This window comes from Methylomonas sp. PHL2-19 (assembly GCF_059331595.1).
In genome coordinates this window covers 3037784-3058550 of sequence record NZ_CP196839.1, presented here as the reverse complement: position 1 = coordinate 3058550, position 20767 = coordinate 3037784, and the positions used below count along the sequence as shown (strand labels likewise).

The 20767-nt window shown below is 53.4% G+C and carries 15 protein-coding genes; 2 read left to right on the top strand and 13 right to left on the bottom strand.

The window, feature by feature from the left end; genetic code table 11:
• Positions 1 to 45: 45 nt before the first annotated feature.
• The 4 genes from ACR02O_RS14020 to ACR02O_RS14005 all read right to left on the bottom strand — a co-directional run bounded on the left by ACR02O_RS14020 (position 46) and on the right by ACR02O_RS14005 (position 6005).
• Positions 46 to 1026 (bottom strand): response regulator, encoded by a 981-nt coding sequence (locus ACR02O_RS14020; protein WP_319960830.1) that lies wholly within the window; start codon positions 1024 to 1026, stop codon positions 46 to 48.
• Positions 1027 to 1029: 3 nt separating this feature from the next.
• Positions 1030 to 4719 (bottom strand): PAS domain S-box protein, encoded by a 3690-nt coding sequence (locus ACR02O_RS14015; protein WP_494521872.1) that lies wholly within the window; start codon positions 4717 to 4719, stop codon positions 1030 to 1032.
• Between the two features lie 272 nt (positions 4720 to 4991).
• Positions 4992 to 5123 (bottom strand): hypothetical protein, encoded by a 132-nt coding sequence (locus ACR02O_RS14010; RefSeq protein ID WP_319960832.1) that lies wholly within the window; start codon positions 5121 to 5123, stop codon positions 4992 to 4994.
• Between the two features lie 180 nt (positions 5124 to 5303).
• Positions 5304 to 6005: a hypothetical protein gene (locus ACR02O_RS14005; protein WP_458137496.1), complete on the bottom strand. Its 702-nt coding sequence runs from the start codon at positions 6003 to 6005 to the stop codon at positions 5304 to 5306.
• Positions 6006 to 6469: 464 nt separating this feature from the next.
• Between ACR02O_RS14005 and ftsH the strand changes: the two genes are divergently transcribed.
• Entirely contained in the window at positions 6470 to 8401 is a 1932-nt protein-coding gene (ftsH, locus tag ACR02O_RS14000; RefSeq protein ID WP_494521871.1) for an ATP-dependent zinc metalloprotease FtsH, read from the top strand.
• A 125-nt stretch (positions 8402 to 8526) separates the two neighbouring features.
• On the opposite strand, the gene ACR02O_RS13995 is transcribed toward ftsH, so the two are convergent.
• The 8 genes from ACR02O_RS13995 to ACR02O_RS13960 form a co-directional block, all read right to left on the bottom strand.
• The gene (locus tag ACR02O_RS13995) at positions 8527 to 9891 is read right to left on the bottom strand and encodes a lipase family protein (RefSeq protein ID WP_494521870.1); all 1365 of its coding nucleotides are present in this window, start codon (positions 9889 to 9891) and stop codon (positions 8527 to 8529) included.
• Positions 9892 to 9893: 2 nt separating this feature from the next.
• Positions 9894 to 11078 (bottom strand): hypothetical protein, encoded by a 1185-nt coding sequence (locus tag ACR02O_RS13990; protein WP_494521869.1) that lies wholly within the window; start codon positions 11076 to 11078, stop codon positions 9894 to 9896.
• 374 nt (positions 11079 to 11452) lie between these two features.
• On the bottom strand, positions 11453 to 12085 hold the full coding sequence (locus ACR02O_RS13985) for a glycoside hydrolase family 19 protein (protein WP_458137492.1): 633 nt from the start codon (positions 12083 to 12085) through the stop codon (positions 11453 to 11455).
• Positions 12086 to 12151: 66 nt separating this feature from the next.
• Positions 12152 to 13918, bottom strand: coding sequence for a T6SS phospholipase effector Tle1-like catalytic domain-containing protein (locus ACR02O_RS13980; protein ID WP_458137491.1), 1767 nt, complete (start codon positions 13916 to 13918; stop codon positions 12152 to 12154).
• 109 nt (positions 13919 to 14027) lie between these two features.
• Entirely contained in the window at positions 14028 to 14840 is an 813-nt protein-coding gene (locus tag ACR02O_RS13975; RefSeq protein WP_458137490.1) for a lipase family protein, read from the bottom strand.
• A 53-nt stretch (positions 14841 to 14893) separates the two neighbouring features.
• Complete coding sequence (locus ACR02O_RS13970) at positions 14894 to 15292, bottom strand: hypothetical protein (protein ID WP_494521868.1); 399 nt, start codon at positions 15290 to 15292, stop codon at positions 14894 to 14896.
• Positions 15293 to 15363: 71 nt separating this feature from the next.
• Positions 15364 to 15831 carry a M15 family metallopeptidase gene (locus tag ACR02O_RS13965; protein ID WP_319960841.1) on the bottom strand — a complete coding sequence of 156 codons (468 nt, stop codon included), beginning with the start codon at positions 15829 to 15831 and terminating at the stop codon, positions 15364 to 15366.
• A 32-nt stretch (positions 15832 to 15863) separates the two neighbouring features.
• A complete protein-coding gene (locus ACR02O_RS13960; protein ID WP_458137488.1) occupies positions 15864 to 17618 on the bottom strand; it encodes a patatin-like phospholipase family protein in 1755 nt (584 codons plus the stop codon).
• A 493-nt stretch (positions 17619 to 18111) separates the two neighbouring features.
• Between ACR02O_RS13960 and ACR02O_RS13955 the strand changes: the two genes are divergently transcribed.
• On the top strand, positions 18112 to 18786 hold the full coding sequence (locus ACR02O_RS13955) for a response regulator (protein ID WP_494521867.1): 675 nt from the start codon (positions 18112 to 18114) through the stop codon (positions 18784 to 18786).
• Between the two features lie 89 nt (positions 18787 to 18875).
• Here ACR02O_RS13955 and ACR02O_RS13950 read toward each other — a convergent pair whose 3' ends face one another.
• Positions 18876 to 20723, bottom strand: a complete 1848-nt coding sequence (locus ACR02O_RS13950) for an ATP-binding response regulator (RefSeq protein WP_494521866.1) — start codon at positions 20721 to 20723, stop codon at positions 18876 to 18878.
• Between the last annotated feature and the right edge of the window lie 44 nt (positions 20724 to 20767).

The following is a 20767-nucleotide window of genomic DNA, read 5'->3' as shown; positions in this document are numbered from 1 at the left end:
CTGCGATCGTTACGGAAAATCGTCACCGATACGATATTTAGTAGCTTATTGGCCCCATGCGGCTTTCAGACTTAAGATTTCCGGCATTATCTCCAAAAACAAGGCCAGCAAGCGCGGATCGAAATGACTGCCGGCCATGCTTTGCATCGACTTTAAAGTCTCTTCCAGCGGCCACGGTTCTTTGTAGGGACGTTTCGTCGTCAAGGCATCGAACACGTCGGCAATCGCCACGATTCTGGCAGATTCCGGGATCGCCTCACCGGCCAAACCCAACGGATAGCCGCTGCCGTCCCATTTTTCGTGGTGATGGCGGGCGATTTCGGCGGCCATTTTGAAGACCGGATTGTCGCTTTTGTTCAGAATGTCGTAGCCGATTTGCGAATGCGATTGCATGATCGGCCATTCCTCTTCATTAAGCGCCCGTGCCGCTTTTAAAATGCCGTGCGGAATGCCGATTTTGCCGGTGTCATGGGTGGGCGCGGCCAATTCCATCATCGCAACTTGCGATGGCGTCCAACCGGCGGCGCGGGCCAGTGCCGCCGAATAGGCAGCCATGCGCCAGATGTGGTCGCCGGTGTACGGATCGTTATAGTGGCCGGCATCGCCGAGCATTTCGATGGCGGCGCGGGCGAGTTGGTCCAGCTCGTCTACTCGTACCAGCGATAAATGGGTTTGCACCCGGCGCAACACGATGGGGCCGGAGACCGGTTTTTGGATGTAATCGACCGCGCCGACATCGAAACCGCGCGCCTCGTTTTCCATTTCTCCCATCGCGGTAACGAAAATCACCGGGATTTTCGCGGTCAGCGGATCGGCTTTTAACTGCGTGCATACTTGGTAGCCGTCCATGTTCGGCATCATGATGTCCAGCAGAATAATGTCCGGTTGATGTTCCCGGGCGGCGGCCAAGGCTTTTTCGCCGTTGATGGCAAATAGCAGTTGAAAGTGGTCCTTGAGTATTTGCTGTAACACTTTTAAATTGTTCGGTTCGTCGTCGACCAGCAATACTTTGTAGCTGTCTTTCATGGCTTATTCCTTAAACGTGATCGCTAATTTATCCGCCAAGCGATTAACTTGGATTTTCGCGGCGTCGAAATCGAAACTATCCACTTCAAAACGGATGGCTTTCAGCTCGGTTTCGTCGAGAAACGCGCTAAGCCTTTGTAAAACCGGTTCGACGTGGTCAGGATTCAAGCTGTCCAGCGCGGTGTTTAATTGCTGTAAAAGGCTGCCGACCTGATCGGCATCGAAGGCTATTGCGGCGACGGCGACCGGTTTGCTCGGCAGTTTTAGTTGGTGTATGGCTGCAACAGCGGCGTTTAGCGCGGCGTCCAGCGTCTTGATCAATTCCTGGATATTTTGCAGGTCGCCGCTTTTGAATTGCGCGTCAACCTCGGTCGCCAGACCAGCGATAACGGTTAAGGCCAGATTGCCCGCCACGCCTTTTAACGCATGGGCGATGCGCCGGACCGCTTCCGGATTCTCCGGGTGCTCCTGTAAATTACGTAGTAATTTTCTGCCGTCCGCGCCATGTTGTTCGGCAAAATTTAGTAAGGCATCGGCATAAATCAGTGGGTCCAGCCAGGTTGCCAAACCTTTTTCGTAATCGGCGAAGCCCGTCAACGGCGTAAAGTCCACGGCAATTTTTACTGGTTCGGCAATATTCACGCCGGTGTTGGCAATGCCGTGCCCCTTGGGCACTAGCCGTTCCATCTGCGTTAATAAATCGTCGACATCGATGGGTTTGCCGACGATGGTGTCTATACCGGCATCCAGTGATTCACGGCGTTCATGGCTCAATACGCTGGCGGTCAGGGCCAGAATCGGGATATGGCTACCGCTGGCTTGTTCCAGTTTGCGAATTTGCCGGGTGGCGGCTATGCCATCCAGCACCGGCATTTGCAAGTCCATCAGAATCAAGTCGTAGTCACCGCTTCGAAAGGCGTCCACCGCTTCCTGGCCGTTTTTAACCCAGCTGACTTGATGGCCTTGTTGTTCCAAACGCAAGCGCGCCAAAGTGGCGTTGGCTTCTATGTCTTCCGCCAGCAATACCTTGAAGCGGCGCGGCGAAAAATAAGCCACGCTATGCACCGAGCTCACATCGTACAGGCAGTTTTCCGCGCTGGCTGATTCCGGCATATGCACGGTGAAATGAAACACCGAGCCGACCCCGGCTTGGCTTTCCACCCAAATACGACCGCCCATCATCTCGACAATTTGTTTGCTGATGGTGGTACCTAGACCGGTGCCGCCAAAGCGGCGGCTAGTGGTGGTATCCGCTTGCGAGAACGATTCGAAGATATGCTCGGTTTGTTCCTGGGTCATGCCTATGCCGGTATCGCTGATGGCAAAATGCAACATCTCTATGCCTTCCGCACGCTTGATCGTCACGCCTATGCTGCCGGTATCGGTAAACTTTACCGAGTTGCCGACCAGATTCAAAATCACTTGCCGTAAACGGTTCGGGTCGCCGACGAAATGGGTGGGCAGTCCGGCTTCTATCGCCAGATCGATACGCAAACCTTTTTCGGCGGCGCGTAAACCCATAATTTGCAGCGCTTCTTGCACCGCAAACGGCAGGTTGAAGCACACCGATTCCAACTCTACTTTGCCGGCTTCGATTTTGGAAAAATCCAGAATATCGTTAATCACACCCAGCAGATGCCGGCCGGAACTGAGGATGGTTTTGATGTGGCCGCGCGTATCGGCGGCCAGGTTTTGATCTTGCAAGGCCACTTCGGCAAAGCCGATCACGGTGTTCATGGGCGTGCGGATTTCGTGGCTCATATTGGCCAGAAAATTGGCCTTGGCTTTGGCGGCGGCCTCGGCTGCTTCCTTAGCCAGTCTGAGTTCCTGCTCGGCTTGTTTCTGCAGGCTTATGTCGGAAATAAAGCCGACAAATAGGTGCCGGCCCTCCGAGATAATGCCGTGCCCCACCGCCAAATTGGCCGGAAAGCGGCTGCCGTCTTTGCGTTGGGCGATGACTTCCCGCTCTATGCCGAGAATTTTGGCCTGATGGGTGGCTAAAAAATGCTGGATGTAACTGTCGTGCGCGGAGGCATCCGGTTCCGGCATTAGTAGCGAGACATTCTTACCGACGATCTCGGCGCTGCTCCAGCCGAACAGTTTTTCGGCGGCCGGATTGAACATCCGAATCAGCCCGCTGCTGTCGATGGAAATCACGCCATTCACGGCGGTTTGCACAATCGCTTTGACCTCGGTGGTGGCCATCGCTACAAGTTCTTCCAGGTGCTCGCGGTATTTCAGCAGCTCGGCTTCCGCTGCCTTGCGTTCGGTAATGTCGGTGATGGAGCCTACCATACGTACCGGCCGACCTTCGGCATCACGCAAGGCGTCGCCGCGATCCAGCACCCAGCGGTAGCTGCCGTCTTTGTGCCGCAGACGCAGTTCGGTAGTGTAACGCTCGTTATGTTCCAAGTGTTTGCGAAACGCTTCACTGGCGCGGGCTTTGTCATCGGGGTGGATTAATTCGAAGAAAATCGATTCCACGTTCGGCAATTCGCCGTCGGCATAACCCAGAATCTTGTTCCAGCGCGGTGATAAGTAGTATTCGTGATGCACGATGTCCCAGTCCCAGATACCGTCGTTAACAGCCCGCTCGGCAAGCATATAGCGTTCCTCGCTGGTACGCAGGGCGTGGGTGCGTTCGGCGATTTTCGCTTCCAAATTATGTTGGGCATCCGCCAGTGCATCGGTCATGTGATTGAAGGAGTTGGCCAATTCGGCGATTTCATCCAGACCTCGGACTTCTGCTCGCACCGACAAGTCGCCGTCGCGAATGCGTCGGGCGGTACAGGTCAGGCGCGAGATGGGCCGGACGATACGCCGGGCCAGGGCGTTGGCGATTATCGTCGTCAAGCCGACAAAAACCAGCACGGTGAGCAGCATTTGTTTTTCCAGGCGCTGAATGGGGGCCAGCGCCTCGGCCTGTTCGATATGCGCCATGATGCAGCCGCCGCCGATTTCCGGAATCGTACGGAAACCATGAATGACGGCACGCTCCCGGTAATCGCTGACCATCATTTCCGCGTTTTTCAGGGCCAGGCAGCTTTGCATGGGTTGCGCAGCGATAGCATGGCTATGGTCTTGTCGGCTGGCATAGCGCGGCTGGGTCACGAAAAAGCCGCTGCTGTCGGCCAGGAAAGATTCGCCGGATTTGCCCAAATCGGGGTGAGCCGTAAAAATACTTTGAATCAGGCTAACCGGATAGCTGATCAACAATTGCCAGGGCAGTTTGGCATCTTTGGCAATCACATAATAAAAACGTGGCTGGTCCGGAACCGGTTTGCTGAAGTCGGCCAGTTGTCCGGCTTGAAAATTTTTTAGGTCAGAAAGCGCTACCGGCTGCTCGCCGACGCTGACCGTGCCCGATTCGGAGTCGAGCCGGAAAAACACCGCGCCGGCAGCGCCTTCGGTGAGTAAATAGTCGTTTATGAAATCAGTGGCACAAGCGCGGTTCAATTGCTCCGCCGCCACGCATTTCATTAGCACCTCGGCCAGGAAGGCGTGGGCGCGGGTGTCGGCACGTGCCAGTACCAGTTTGAGTTGTTCATGGCGGTTATCCGCGACGCGGCTGACAATATTAAAGCGATCCGTGCGGATATTGTCGATGGCAAACCGATAGGCCATGTAACCGACCGATAAAGTCGGCAACAGGATCAGCAGCAACAGCAGGGCAATCAGGCGTTTTTGCAGCATGTTGGGCCTCCATGTCGGCAAGCAGGTCAGCCGACTTTATGCCATGGATGGTGGCGATGCGGCAATATCTTACGCCAGTCGACACTCACATAACGCTAAGATTCCTCGGGGTAGGGAATTGTCAAACTGTGGTGGTAAGGACACCTGGAACCAGAGAGCCCATCTTGTGATTGCTCCAAACTTAAAAGTCGCCGCTCCCGCGCAGGCGGGAGCAAAATTGTCGTAATCGATGCGCTCAGAGGCCCCAACTTTTGCGGAGAAAGCTGCGCAGCTTATTTGCGCAAGGCATTGAAAAAACTACACTCGGGTGCGCCGCCGTTACTGTCGAAAAACACAAAACAATCGTTAAACCATTTCACAAAACGGTCGGCGTGTTCGGCGCTGCCGATCGGGTATTGACGCATTTTCCAACGATTGCGGGCCGAGTCGTTACGATAGATGCCGCCTGCGTTGTAAGCGGTGCCGGCTTGAAGCGAATTGCAGGGGATTAAGGTCTCTAACTAGACTTGCCCGGCGCATGATATACCCCCTTATTTGCCGATCTGATATTTACGCTCCGCGACTGGTCGGTGTTCTTGAGTTTTTTAGTCTACAGTCTCGGGCTCGCGCGGCTGAGTTGGCGGTTTGTTGATGCTCATCATCGGCGAGGTCCATATCGGATGACGGCGCTCCTGGCGGTAATAGGTTTCGTAAAGCGCTTGATAAACCATTTCGGACGCGGCCCAACGTTCCTTGCAAAAACTGGAAAGCATTAATCCTGAAACGCCGCCGCATACCCATCCCAGTAATAGCAACTTCTCAATAAACAAGACCACAGTAAAAATGGCCAGTATCAAAGTCAGGCTGCGCGCTAATTTGGATTGCAATTGCAACGCCTCCACCTTGGCCACCACGGGGTTGTCGTTGTCCCTAAGTCTATCCAAGGCTTCGTGATATTGACTCAACAACGGGTCGTTGGTGGTTAAAGCCAGATTTTGCGCGCGCCGATACCAACTATCCGTTTTCTGGCGTTTGCGGTTTCGATATAAATAATCGTAAGCGGTGTTCAGTATGTCGTGCGACAAGCGTTTGACGATAAGGGAGATCGCCAGTGTCAGCAGCATAAAAATTAACGCACCCGCCGTGCTGGCGTCAAACGGGTCAGGCAAATCCTGCAATGCAGGGTGAATCTGTTCGCGGTAATTAAAGAATACGGCTACCAAAGTAGCGGACGGCAAAGCGATGCCGACTTGTTCGATCGGGTCTGTGAAAAGTTTGCCGATCAGCGTATTGAGCGGGTTTGACATTTTGTCCCTCCTTCTAAGTTGGGAAAAATGAGTTGCGGGACACGGTGCGCCCGGTTGCTTTGACAGTTGGTCATTAGATAGCAAACGCGGCGAAACAGCAACTCAATTGATGAACCCATTATGCCGACATTGGCTTGTATGAGGATGTACGTAAATACCCAAGCTTTGGATGCATTTTTCACTTTGCTAACGGCAAAAAATAGTGCATCGGACCTTAAATCATTAACCCGCGTCTCAAATGCCGGCGTTCGCTTGAAGCTGGGGCTAGAGGTAGTTGATATCCGGATTTCCGTATATTTAAGAAAATATTTCCGGCTCAGTACATTTGCTTACTCGTTAAAAACCGGTAAAACTGGCGTACAGTGAACGAACAAAGAGGCCCAAAACAGGTATCCCCATTTTGGCTGGAATGGCGGATTAGGGACCCTGCAATGGCCTCGATAACTACAAGAGGGGAGTGCGTCATGATAGACCAGCAAAAACTAACCGAGCTTTATCAGACTTTTATTAAATGGTTATGCGTGTTTTTGGCGTGGCTCAAATCGACGTGGCAAAGCCTATCCAAACCTAAACCGGGTACCGACCAGCCCGACGGCAGTGAGCCTAAGCGTTCGCCGATATGGTTATACGTGCTGTTGGGGATTTTTGTAATGTCGCTATTCGCCGGCGGCGAGCGCATCCAGGGCCAGGAAATACCGTACAGCCAGTTCTTAACTTTGGTTAATGACAATAAAGTCGAAAACGCCGTGGTTACCCAGCGATTCATCAACGGCACATTAAAAGAAGAAGATAAGAAAATCGGCAAGCATTTTTTCACCGTGCCCTTGTGGGACGAGTCGCTGGTTAAAAACCTGCAAGAGCATGAAGTCGAATACGTAGTCAGAAGCGGTGACAATTGGTTGAGCAATTTGCTGTTTAACTGGGTGATTCCGCTGGCGATTTTTGCCGGAATCTGGATTTGGCTATTGCCGAAAATGACCGGCGGAGCAGGGCGCGGCTTTTTGAACTTGGGCAATAAAATCCGTATTCAGCAGGAAACGTCTAAAACCACCTTCGACGACGTGGCCGGTGCGGAAAGCGCGAAGCAGGAATTGAAGGAAACCATCGAATTTTTAAAATCCCCGGAAAAACTGCAAAAGTTGGGTGGCCGCATGCCGAAAGGGGTGTTGCTGGTCGGCTCGCCGGGTACCGGTAAAACCCTGTTGGCCCGCGCGGTGTCCGGCGAAGCCGGAGTGCCGTTTTTTAACATCAGCGCCTCCGAGTTTATCGAAATGTTTGTCGGTATCGGCGCGGCGCGCGTGCGGGATTTATTCGAACAAGCCCGGCAAAAAGCCCCGTGCATTATCTTCATCGACGAACTGGATGCGATTGGCCGCTCGCGCGGCGGCCCGGCGATGCTGGGCGGCAACGACGAACGCGAGCAAACCTTGAATCAATTGTTGACCGAAATGGACGGCTTCGACGCCACCTCCGGCGTCGTGGTGATGGCAGCCACCAACAGGCCGGAAATCCTGGATAAAGCTTTGCTGCGTGCCGGCCGCTTCGACAGGCAAATTGTGGTGGATAAACCCGACCTGATCGACCGGGTGGCTATCCTGAAATTGCACAGCAAAGCCATGCAATTGGACAAAGATATCGACTTAAACACGGTTGCTAAACGCACACCCGGTTTCGTCGGCGCCGATCTGTCCAACATCGCCAACGAAGCGGCGATATTGGCTGCGCGCGGCGGCCGCGACACCGTCAACATGGCGGATTTCGAAGCCGCCATCGATAGAGTGATGGCCGGACCGGAAAAGAAAAACCGCATTCTCGGCCCGGACGAAAAGCGCCGAGTGGCTTATCACGAAGCCGGTCACGCACTCGTGGCGGAAAACGTGCCGACCGGACAGCCGGTGCATAAAATCTCCATCATCCCGCGTGGTGTCTCTGCGCTGGGGTTTACGTTGCAATTGCCGGTTGAGGAAAAATATCTTTCCACCGAAAACGAGCTGAAAGACCAATTAGCCATCCTGCTCGGCGGCCGGGTGGCCGAACAATTGGCGCTGCAAAGCGTCTCAACCGGTGCCCAGAACGACTTGGAAAAAGCCAGTGAAATTGCCCGCAACATGGTCTGTTACCTGGGCATGAGCAAAAAACTGGGTCCACAAATCTATGGCCAACGCCAGCAATTGCAATTTCTGCCCGGCGACGTCAACGAGCAACGCAACTACAGCGAAGAAACCGCTCGCTTAGTGGATGCCGAAATCAAAGCCTTAATTGAGGAGGCCGAGCGTCGCGCCCACAAAATACTCAGCGAAAAACGCGGCTACCTGGACAAACTGGCCGAGCTGCTGCAAGACAAAGAAGTCATTCAACGGGAGGAGATGCAGACCTTGTTTAGCAGTAAAAATTAAAGAAAACGGACTATCTGCTCAAAACATGCTGAGATACAGCCCTGTTTGCGTGCATCCAGCAGGGCAGTGAGGGATTCCGATCACCGTTTTATTTAGGAGATGAATGGGTTTAGCCTATTTCTGAATTACGGGTTATTCGGGTTTCCGCAGCGGCTGTCCCGACGTAACAACTGAGCATTAATCAGCTTTCGATAGCTAGTGGCGTGGTGCTGCAACAGAATGTCAGGCTGTTTACCGATTGTGTAGCAGTCGCCGCCTTCCTTGACACCGAAAACCGGTATCAATTGTCCGGCCAGCGTGTAATTCAGTGATTTGGCGTGGATTTCCGGGTTGTTGGCCGGCGCGTTGCCAAAATATTTGGCTACGCTGGCTTTTACACCGGTGTTTTCAAAGTCGTCGGCAACGTGCCCGGTAAATAACTCTGCTATTGAGCCCCGCACGGATTCCTTGGCGTCACCAAAGAAATCGGACACATGATTCAAAATCCCGCCGACGCTGACATTATCTTCCGTCACGAAACGGGTGACTTCGGATACGGTTTCCAAGCTTAAAGGTACTTGCGGCACTGGGTCGCGGTCGTTGTTGACCACAAAAGCGGTAGAACCGGCGATTCTTGCAAAGTCTTGGGCAAACTGTAAGTTGCCGGGTTTGGGCTGTGCAAATAGGTAGGATTTGAGTATCGGTTTACTCTTGAGCGGCAATTGATAGGGGTTCTGCTGATCGACGGTGGCGTAGTATAAAAAGGCGTGGATTAGCGTTGCGACCGCTGCACCTTGGCTGTGCCCGGTTACTGTAATTCGGTTTATCGGCTGCGTTGCCAAGCGCTGTTGCAGTTGCTCGAGAATGCCTCGCTGCTGATCGAATAGCAGCGAGAATGCGGCGTAGGCAAATCCTAAATGTACTTCCGCACTCGGTGTGGCGGCAAAGGCGATGGGCAGCGAGCGGTTTTTAGGGAGTTCAATGCCGCCGAATGCTGGGATGGTGCTGGCATAGGCATCAGCCAGGATGCTGGTCCATTCGGCTACCGTGCCGCGAATCGCTATCGCAATGTGTCCTGGATTTTGCTTGGATTCTGCCATGATCCAGGCATTATTCAGTGGTTTGAGACCGTTGGTTTTGATGTCGTTGGGATTCTCCCCTTCACCATTCCAAGACCAAACTTTGTTCCAATCGGCGTTGCCTGGGTAGCGACTGTCATAGACTAGCCGCCAATCATCGGGCTTGGCCTGAAATTGGCCCTCAGGATCTTTAAACTTGGGATTGTTGCGGTCGTCCTGGTTGTTCAGTTCGATGCATAGCTCCAATAACGAAGCAGCTTCCGCCGCCGAGAACTCGGCTGGAATGATATTGGAAACGACAGCCTGATCGCGTAAGTTTTGATAGGGTGCCAAGGAATGAGGCGTAGGTGCTGTAGCACAACCCGAGGCGAGCAAGGACAGGCCAAGACAAGTTAAAGGTAGCTGCGGGTGTGGATAGGTAAACCATTTCATCACTAGCCCCCTTGTTGCGCTTTTAAGCACCATTGACCGCGTTCCGTTATGTGGCGGGCGACGACGCCGGCGGCAGTTTCCGCCAGTTTGGCGACCGCTTCGTTGTTCAACGCACCCCACGCCCCCCCGCGGATGGCCTTGCCAACTGCCCCGGCGACACTGGCTTCAGCTTTACGGGCCTGGGCTTCGATCGCTTGGAAGCCGGCTTCGTCGATGGTAATAGTGGCAGAGGCACCGTCGCGGCGGTCGTAAACCCAGTGCACCGGTTTGTTGAAATCTATGACGTAATCTTTCAAGCTGGCGGCGGCGTTGGTATTCGGCAGAACCGGCAACGGCGCGTAATGGTCGCGGAAGGCTTCCAAGGTGATACGCAAGGTGTCGGCGGCGATTTGGCTGTGATCGATGCTGACTTGGTTGCCGGTTTCGACGATGCCGGGATAGCCGTATTGGGTACCGTCGCGGCCGACGAAGCCGCGGCTTTTTTGCGCCAGTTTGCCGGTGGCTTTGCCGAGTTGCTTGTCGAACAAGGCCAGAACTTTCTCCAGCTTGGGATCATCAGGGTTCAGCTTTAAAACTGACGCGGCTTGTTGCCGCAGCTCGGTTTGTTCGGCGGGGTTTTTAATGGCTTGGGACAACCATTGCGCGCCGCCTTTTATGAAATAGGCCTTTAGATAGTCTTCTTCGAGTTTCAGAACTTGCTCGGTGTCAGCGGCGAGCAGGGCGGTTTCGGTTTTCAGGCGCTCATGAAGCTGTTTGCGGTGCTCTGTCAGACCGGTTTTGATTTTGTCGGCCAGGCCGGCAGGGCCGTCGAAGTGCGGCGAGGTGGTCAAGTTGTCCAACAGATCGGAAATCAGCGATGGCTTGCCAAGCAGATTGGCATCGTCCAAGTCGTGCAGTTTGTCGAGTTCGGCTTTTAGATTGCCTAGTGCCTTGACCAATCCGGGTTCGAGGCGCGAAGTTAAAGGCGCCATGCAGCCGACGAATCCGGCGGCGTCGATATGGGTTACCGGTTTGGGTAGCGTCAGATTCAACGCCTGTAGTTTGTCTTTAATTTTCTCGAAGGCCGGTAGGTGGCTTACCGTGGCCACTGGCGCTTTCGGCGTCTCGGCGCAGCCGACGACCAGACCGGTGGAGGCTGCCAGCAGCCAGGGTAAAAGGCGTGTAGTGGAGAAATAGGCGTTGTCCATGGTTTGTCCTGTGGCGTGAGTCATTATTATTTCGACAACCGATAAGGCCGTTGCCGAATCCGTTCCGGCGCGGCGCCATTCATGATTGCGTCGCGCCGCGTTTAGGTTTCGCGCGGATCGAGTATAAAAGCACTATTGAAAACTGTCGGCTGGCTTACATTTAAATTGGTGCGCCAGCCTGGGTTGCCGGGCCTCCCAACCCTTGGGATTGCAATCCCAGGTTTGTACTTCTACGCAATCGAGAAAGGCGCACCGCCTAGTCTAGCTTCTGGGTAGGGCGCGCCGGGTGCGCTTTAGACACGCCTATCGCAATCCGCAGCAACCTGTTCTAGTGATCGCTCAGTTGGCCAGCCAATGCCCGATCACTTTTCCGCTTACTTCACTAAGGGCTTGATCGATCTATACAAAGCCAGACGATCTTGTAAGCCGGCGGTGCCACCGTTGATTTTCTTCGTGATGGAAGTGAAGTCCTCGATATCGTTATCGTTGGTTTCATCGTCTGCCAATGCGTTCAAGCCGTGGCCAAACCAAAAGTAGGCCGCGCTCAACGCTGCCCATTTCGGTTCAATCAGCAATTCTGGCTGAGCGATCAAATCGACGCCCAGGGCCTTGCCGACATCCGCGTAGTTGCTGCGGCCGGTGATTTGAATCAAGCCCCGGCCGCGAAACCGATAGCCGTCGCCCGAACTTTCCGGGCCGTTGCCGATGCGGTTGGCGTAGATGTAATTTGCTAATTTCTCTTCGTTGGCGACATAGGGAGACGCGACGGCTTCGGTCGGAAAACGCTTGGGCCAGACCGCCACCAATCGGGCGGCCGTTTTGTAGTAAAGGCCTTCGGTCAAACGGTTGAACTGGCTGGATTCGTGGCCGGTCTGGGCCAGAAAGCAGGCGATGCGGCCGGGATTGTTGATTTGAAATTGCTCCATGGCTGGATTCAACGCGTCGGCCCAGATGTCAGGGGTTTTGCATTGGGGGAGAGCGGTTTTAAGTAACGTGGCGTCTATCATATGGTTACCTCTCATTTCTGTGATCGATAGCCACCGAGCGTGTGGTTCGGCGGCTTGGCTCTAACGCTATAGCAGGTCCGTCATCTGCCGACAGATTTTGTCGAGCTTATTGACCAGACGTTTTCGAGTTTCCCTCATTGCCAACAAGACCGCGAGCATCAGCACCGATATCCACGGATGAACCTCGACCACGTAAGTAATGAAGTTTTCGAAATAGACGGGCGTGACATAGCGAAGCAGGTCGCCTAGCAAACGTAATGGCCTATTAGTCGCCGCCGCGCAGAATTTCGGCTCACTCTCGTCCCCACAAGCTTGGTACTGAACCGAGTCCGGCACGTCCAAGACTTTTTGCGTGATGCTGAAATAATCGTTACCGGCCAGCGACGCCTTGTCGCAGGTTTGATTGCCGGATTCGATGTGAATTCGGGCAATCTGAACATGGGTTGCTTCGCAGTCGTTTAGCTCGATAACAGACTCGGGCGGATTTTTCCAAAAAACACTGGCGACGATGATGATCAGCATCGTGATTTCAACGAACGCTCGGTAAAGGTATTTCCGGGATTGAATGATTTTATTGCCGGCCGCATCTAGCGTAGGCCAGTCCGGTTTGCTTTCGTGCTGCGGTTTAGCGTGATTTTCGAGGGCATCGGTGGTAAAGCGTTGTAGCTGGCCCGATGCATCAACCACATCGACTACATCGAAGCGGGCCGGCATGCCGTCCGGCGCGTAGCCTTCGCTGAATTCCTTGAGTTTGCGGTAGGCGCTGAAATGCACGGCGATATTGCCCTTCAGCATCGGTTCGTCGGTATCGGGGTCCAGCGATAGGGCGCGCAGGTTGCGCGGCCCGTAGCGGTAATACAAGCCAACGCCGTCGCGGGAGTCGTACAGTTTATCGTAGACGTTGGCGCTTTCCCGATACGAGGTCAGCACGTCGTCATAAACAATCAGTCCGTGGGCCATTGCTTTTTCCAGCATCCAGACCAGCGCGACATCCGACATGCCTGTGCGCGGGTAACCGCCGCCGACGTTGGAATGCACGCCGGCAAACCAGACCTGTTCGACAGTGTTGTTGAAATGGCGCTCATCCCAGACCAGCGGGTGAAAGGTTTGCCGCTCGTCGTCTATCGACAATGCGTGATAGGCGTTTTGTATCGAGTTATTTAGTTTGAAGTCGTAGAAGTTATGCGCCAGTTTCGGGAATTGGTCTGTGAATTTATCCAACGCGCCGAAGAGATATTCGAGCGCCCAACTGAAATCTTTCGGGAAACCCAACGCCGATACCGTATCCCAGACACCGATAAAATGAATCGCTAAATTGCCGCCGGGCGCGTAACCGTCACCGGCAAGCGCGTATTGGTCCTTGAAGGCTTGCTGCTTGGCGGCGTCCTTGCTTCGGTAACAAGCAAAAGCTTGGTTGACCAAGTCTTCGAACCGGTCGGAATCAAAGCCGCTAGGCCCTTGGGCATGGCGGATATCGACCAAGCCGCACGCATTCAGAAACCCGGCAAAGGCGCGTACTGTCGCGGCGCCCCGGCTGAAACCGAATAAAAAAATCTTGTCGCCCGGTTTATAGCTACGGGCCAGGAAGTGATAAAGATGCAAGACATTGTCGCGAAAACCGAAACCGAACGCGCCGGACATAGCGGTCCAATATTTGTTTTTGCTGGTGTCGCTTTTGTCGGTGCCGACGCCCTGGTCGTAGAAGGTATATTGATGGGCGTTGCCGCTGGTGACATCCACCGCCTTATAGGTTTTGTACACGTTGCTGTCGCTACCGTACCCGCCCTTGTTGCCGGTGCCGTCGGAACAGAGAACGATGTTTTTAGTGCTCATGGTATACCTCTCTTGAATTGGCGGGTTTGCCGTTATTATTATTGACCGAGGCCTTGCTTAAACTGTCCCATATGTACGTTCCGACTCGGCAACTGCGTTTGCCTGGAGATCATAAATTCTTCTCGATATTTTGAATATATCGGTCGATGAAATGATGTTCGATAAAGGATGGAATTAAATCGAGTTTTTGGTTTAGCGAGCCTTTAATCCGTTCCATGAATTTAAACCAGTAACCGACATCCTCGTGTAATTTGCCTTCCGAATCGAAGAAGCGAATACTGCCGCCTTCCTGATATTTGTTTAGCCGGTCGGGTACGCGCGGCACGATGTCGTTATCGTTAACAAAACGGAAATAGCGCGGCTTCAGGGCTTGGTCCATTTCGGTGACGAAGCGGCGGTCGCCGACCCGTGGCTGGCCGAAGGTATACAAACCGTTGATGGATTTGTAGATGCGTTGGTCGATGTCCAGCGTCAGACGCGCCGCCGCCAGCACCGCCAACGCGCCGCCCAGGCTATGGCCGGTCAGCCACAACGACTGGCCGTATTGATGGACGCTTTCCAGGGTATCGATCAAGGTATCCCAAATGGCGTCGAGAGCATCGTCGAAGCCAGTGTGGATGTTGCCGTGTGGCGTGGAGCGAAATGCCATCTTGGCGTCGGCGCACCAGTCTTCCGGCACTTTTTCGGTGCCGCGAAAGGCAATCACGATGACACTGCCGCTGTGGGCAATAAAGGCCTGGGTATCCTGGCTGGAGCCGGCGATTTTGCTGCCGTCGATAAATCGGCCGCTAAAGCCTTGCACCGACAGTTTGTTCAAAACCTCGGCTTCCGTGGCATACGCCAATTTGGAAGCTAAAGCCAGCGCATAGGCGTTCGGCAGCGAAAACTGGGTGTTGTTGGGTTCTATAGTGAGTTGTTTCATTTTGATCACCAAAGGTTGGAGTGTTGGCCTATCGCGATAGTCAAATTCAATCACTAGGCAGTTCGCCGAATGTTCGCCAACATGGGCGCATCGTGAACTCGGTAGTTATTGCAGTAAAACAGCCACAAGTCGTTGGCGAATAGACTGAGCTTACCGTTCGCTGTCATCGTGACTTCGGCTGATGCGCCGATCGGAAAATTGTTCTTTTCATTCTCGTCGATTGCACCGCACAAGTAAAACAAGTCGTAGTCCGGTAAACGGCTAAATCGTGCCACATACTGAGTCCAGTCTTCTCGCCAACCCGTGGGGCCGCAAATATGCGAAGCATCTCGCCAACTGCCGGACGCAGTAAATTGATATTTCTCACCAACAGCAACGTCCAAGCCGGTGGGGTAATTGCGGTGATGAGGATCAACGTCTACTTGATGGGTGTGGTTGGGTTCTAATTTCATGCTTGCTTAGGGTTTAATGTTCAAAAGTCAGCGGATGGTATGTAAATGTCGGTAGCCGTGCAGCCAAGGCGTTACGGATATTTTGCTTTTGGCAACTCGAAATGCGGACCGTCAATGAAGGCCTTTTTCCCTGCCTTTTTACGTAATGCCGTGTAATCGGCAACCAAGTCTTCCGGCGCTTCGTCGGTATTGGTTAAAGTGACATCCCAGGCACCACCCCAGCGGATCGGCACATTCAGTTCTTTCGCGGCAGTGCGCACCGCGTCGGCAATTTTGTAAATAGGCTCCCACTCCCAACGCAGTTTGCCGTTGATATATGGTACCAAATCGACCGCATGTCCGGTGATGTGCCGGGAATCCAACGTCTGGGACGCGCCGGATTGAACCAATTTTTGCTGTTCGGCCAGTGTCCTAATGCCGTCGTGAACGGAGAAGTCCTGGCTGGTGAGTTCTATGGCCCGTTTGACAACGGCCACCAAATCGGCATGGACGCCGTTAAGTTCTTTAAGGGATTTTTCGCCCAATTTAAATCCACTCATGATGGTTCCTTAAAAGTTGTTAAATAATGAATTTACAGCCCCCACTCTCGCAAAGCCGTTTTTAACCAATCGTTGATTTTGGTTTGTAAACCGTCCTTGGAATTTTCGAACAAAGGGGCCAGATAGAGCTGGGGAAATACACCGTGCGGACTAATGCGGCCTTTGGCTTTTTCAATCAAACGGGCGATACGTTTTGCCAAGGGGGCTTGAAAATCGGCGGCATCCAAGTCAAATTCGTCTTTTGGATAAGGCTCTGTCTGCTCGGGAAACTGGCTGCTACCGCAAAGAGGAATTAAGCTAATTTTACCGTTTGAAATTAATGAGCTGGCAGTATGAGCGTTTGCCCAGTCTTTGACCAATAAATTGGAAACCGGCAAATTGAAGGTGCTGATCAGAAAGTCCTGGCAGTTTTTACGGCCCAACAAGAAATCGTGACGGCGGAAACGCTCACTTAAAAATCCACCAAAAGCAGAAGCACATGCCGTGGCGATGGACTTACCCCCTGCGACCTCGCCGTCGCGTTTGGCGGTAATCATAAAACGGCTGAAAATGTTGCTGTCCGCAGCCAGCATCAGATCGCGGCTATCGTAGCGGACCTGATTTTTCCAAGCACTCAGCAGGGGGGGAATCGATTTCAATAGCTCGGGCTGATCCTTTGGACCCAGCGAAGCCTGGTCGGCAAAGGGATCAATCAAAATCAAGGCGCGATGTGCATCATCGCCGCCACGAGGGTTGGAATTTAAAAAACCTGCCAGTGCGGATCGGCACAATTCGATAGGTTCGTTGTTGGTCATGCCGCCGTCGGCGGCGGCAAAATGGTACTCATCAGCGACGACGTCGGCGACCATGCCCTGAGAAGTAGTGATCGGCTCAACAGCCAATTCGGTCCAGATCGGGTCGATATGGCGAATGGGATCATTCGAATTAGGCAAGATAATGGCGCGGTAGCGATAATGCGTGATCGGTCGTGACAAAGCGCGCAACGGAAATCCGAGCGGGAAAGCAGAGGTACCCAAAGCATATTGCACGGCCTGATCCCATGGAATGGCGTTTTTTGTGTTGCCGCCTACCGTAAACTCATCCGGGCGAACCTGATAATTAGGATTCAGCCCTTGACTAAAAACTGCCATCCGCACATGGTCGGCATGATTGACGTATTCCTGCTGCAGGCCATTATCGCCCATGTCGATCCGGTAAGGGATGCCGCGCAAGTTGGTCAGGGTCAGATAAATTGGTAGCGGATTTTCGATAAACTCGCGGGTTTTGGCTTTGAGCGTCAGGCTGGGGAAGGCCTTGTCAAAATTGGCGATCATCCAAGCGCAGTTATCGAGCACACGTGCATTCAACAAGGAAACCGTCGGCTCCGGGCCTTCGATATCAGCGGTATCCAGCATTTTATGAATATCGACTTCCTTGACCCAGATTCGGTAGAAAGGGTTAGCTTCTTGATCGCTAGGGCTTGACGCTTTACGAACCGGCGGAAAATCGAAGGACAATGCTCGCGCTAACAACGCAGCCGTGACCCCACCACCGGAAGTGCCGGTCACCACTTTGAGTTTGACCTTCCAGTCCGGTACGTCTTCACCGTTTTCTTTAGCGGTTTGCCAGTTGTCCAACGCTTCGATCAGGAAATCGATTACGCCTGCGGTATAGGCGCCTGACGACACCGTACCGCCCATGACCAACCCAATTTCGAAGGTTTTCGAGGCGGGGTCGTATTTGACAACATCGGGGAAGCATTGGTCGAAATCTGTTGGTTTTCCTTGCAGATCTTTGAAATTGGCCATGGTACCGTTGCCCTGTTAATGTCCGCGTAGAAATTAATATTAAATGAAAAAGATCGAAACTTTGTTTGCCAATAAACTCGAAATTACACGATAAAACCCAGTCGGGTAAGGTCTTGATTGCTTTGCCGCCTCTTTTATTAACCCGGTCCTTAGATTCCCTGGTTCCCTCATTCCCGCGGAAGCGGGAACCCACCTTGAAAATTGGGCCCCGCATACGCGGGGCGGCTATATTTGAGCGCCGGTTTAATAATAGCTTTTGAGTGCTTGCTCAGCCAGATGTGATAGCCGTGAGCACAGGCTAAGTCGAGCCGGCAGCCAAGTTGGCGATGGATACTTGCCATGTCGGTGCCTCTTTGGTTTTGCCTATAAGGATTCTGGCCCAACGCAATTCCCACTGCCACTTGTTTTCCGTACTAGTACAAGTGTACTGGGTCTATTGTGGGCTGTACGGGGTTACAATCCGCCAATCAGGCTTGCTACGGGGATGAAGACTGTGAATATTTTGTTAATCGACGACCACTTTTGCGCGCGCGAAGGGGTGGCCTGTTTGTTGAAACAGATTTACCCGGACGCGCAGGTGTTCGAGGCGGAGAGTTTCGCCGCCGGTCTGGCGATTGCGCGGGTTCAGACTTTGCATTTGGTATTGCTGGACTTGCAGCTGCCGGATCGAAGTGGTCTGGACGGTTTAACCGAGCTGAAACAGGTGTTTCCGGATTTGTGCGTGGTGATGTTCTCCGGGGTGGAAGACCGGGACGTGGTATTTCAAGCCCTGAAATCCGGAGCGATGGGGTTTGTGGTCAAGACTGTGTCGCGGCAGGCCTTTGTCGAGGCTTTGCGCGACGTGTTGTCCGGCAAGGTGTATTTGCCGGCGGCTATGGCTGGTAAGCCGTCGGTAGCCGCAAGCAGTGACGACTCAATGCCCGGCATTCAGCCAAAAACCAGTCCGACCAGCTTGGGTCTGACGCCGCGCGAATTTGAAATTCTGCGTTGGATTGCCTGCGGGCATACCAATAAGTCGATTGCCAAGCGGTTAAACATTCAGGAGCAGACGGTCAGGAATCATTTGCGGCCTATTTTCCAGAAATTCGGGGTGTCACGGCGGACCGAATTGCTGGTGAAGTTGTTCGAGCAAGGGATTGTGTTTGGGTTGACCGGAGCAGGATTGTAGAAAATCTCCCCCTTTTCCCTATTTTTATAAATGGGGGGGAATTGGCAGCGTTTTTGCGGTCGCGTAGAGACGTAGGCGCGATGGCAGGCTCAAATAAGTTGTGCATTCTCCGTCTCGCGCTCTAACGCCTTAACTATCGTCGCCATTAGCACATTGGACTTCGCCGGCTTGCGCAACAACTGAGTACCGGCCGGCCAGTGGGCTTTGTCCTCTTCGCAGATGCCTTCCGCCGACAGCACCAAGATCGGCACCGGACCGCAATCGGCGTGGACGGCGGCGATAATGTTGTGGGCGGTTTCGGTGTTACCCAGGTAAAAATCGGTAATCAGTAAGTCCGGCACTTGTAGAGTGTCGGCCAGAGCCAGTCGGGTTTCGACAAGCGAAGTCGCGGTTTGTACGTCGCAGCCCCAGGCTTGTAGTCGGCAGCTCAGAGCTTCGAGTGTTTCGGCGTCATCGTCCACAACCAGGATCAGACGGCCGGCAAAGTCGCCGATAGGCGCCGGTGATTCGAAATTGGTCAAACTGGGTTGAGCGATGGGTACGCTCAGTTTAAAGTCGCAGCCGCGTCCCGGTTTGGAATGCAATGCCAGTTCGTGATCGGGTAGATGTTGGACGGCGGTGGATACATAAGCCAGACCAATCCCCAAACCATGCGCGCTGGGGTCGTTATTGCGGCGCTGGCCGCGGACAAATTCCTTGAAGATGTCGCCGCGTATGTCCGTCGAGATACCGGGGCCACTATCGCGCACATGGATTTGCAAGCAGTCCGGGCCGATTTTGACGGCCGTCAGTATGATCCAGCCGCTATTGGTGTATTTGATCGCGTTATCCAGCAGGTTGCCGATGATCTGGCTCAAAATGCTGGCGTCGCTGTGGACGTTATAAGGTGGGCTTCGACGGAGATGCACGATCAAATTCAGGCCGCGTTTGGCGGCTTGTGGGGCAAACTGGTTTTCTAATGCGGCCAGCAACAAATTGATGTCGACGGTAGTCAGCAACGGACGTTGCGTGCCGTTTTCCAGGTTGCCAATGTCCAAAATATGGTTGACGGCGCGGTTCAGTTCATCAATCGCAAAGCCCATACGCCCGGCGATATGTTGCAATGATTGAGTGGCAGGGTCCATACAGGCTGCCTCCATGACGGAGGAATAGCAACTCAGGGCCTGCAGTGGTTGCCGCAAATTGTGGCTGAGCTGCCGCAAGAAGCGGCTCTTACGCTCGGCGACCAGTTCCACTTTGCGCTTTTCACTGAAGGATTTGCGGGCGTAAGCTTCCAATTGGCAACGAGTGCAGACGCCGAAGATATTGACGATGCAAAGATTCAGCATAGACGGGATCAAGTCAATCATGGTCAGTCCAAGCCAATAGCCGGCCAGCGGCATGGTCAGCGCAGTACTCCAGCCAAAACTTATTGTCGCTCGCAACGACATGAACATTTGCCCGTAACTGAAAAAATACATGGGCAATAGGGCCGGCCAGGTTTCGGCGTAGTAGCGAGGATTACCGTCGTATAGCAAGATGGCGATTAAATTGGCTGCGGACAGTCCGGCGCTGAGTTTGGCGATGGTGTTGATTTTTGCCGCCGCTTCTACGCAGACATTTAGGTATCTGAATAAGCCCAAAAGTACCAGGACTATAGGAAGTCTTAAGATGGCTTCTGCGGTTGAGGTATTACCAGTATGCAGATCCAGCAGGATATAGACCAGGAATGCGACGGCTCCCAAGCCTAACGCCCATTTGAGGGGGCTTAGTAATACTAGGTAACGTTCTTCCCAAAACTGCCGTTCGCTATCTTCATCGAACTGCGGGATGGCAAACAGTTTGGTGAGGCTGAGCGATAGTTTGGTATCGAGAAAACGTCGGAGCGGTTGGTGGGTGGGAGCGCGAAAAAAAGCCTTGCTGGCAAGATGTTCGATGAATGGATTTGGTTTGCGCATGCCGCCGGTCCCGGTCGCCACCATCGTACTCGGTGCGGCGCAAA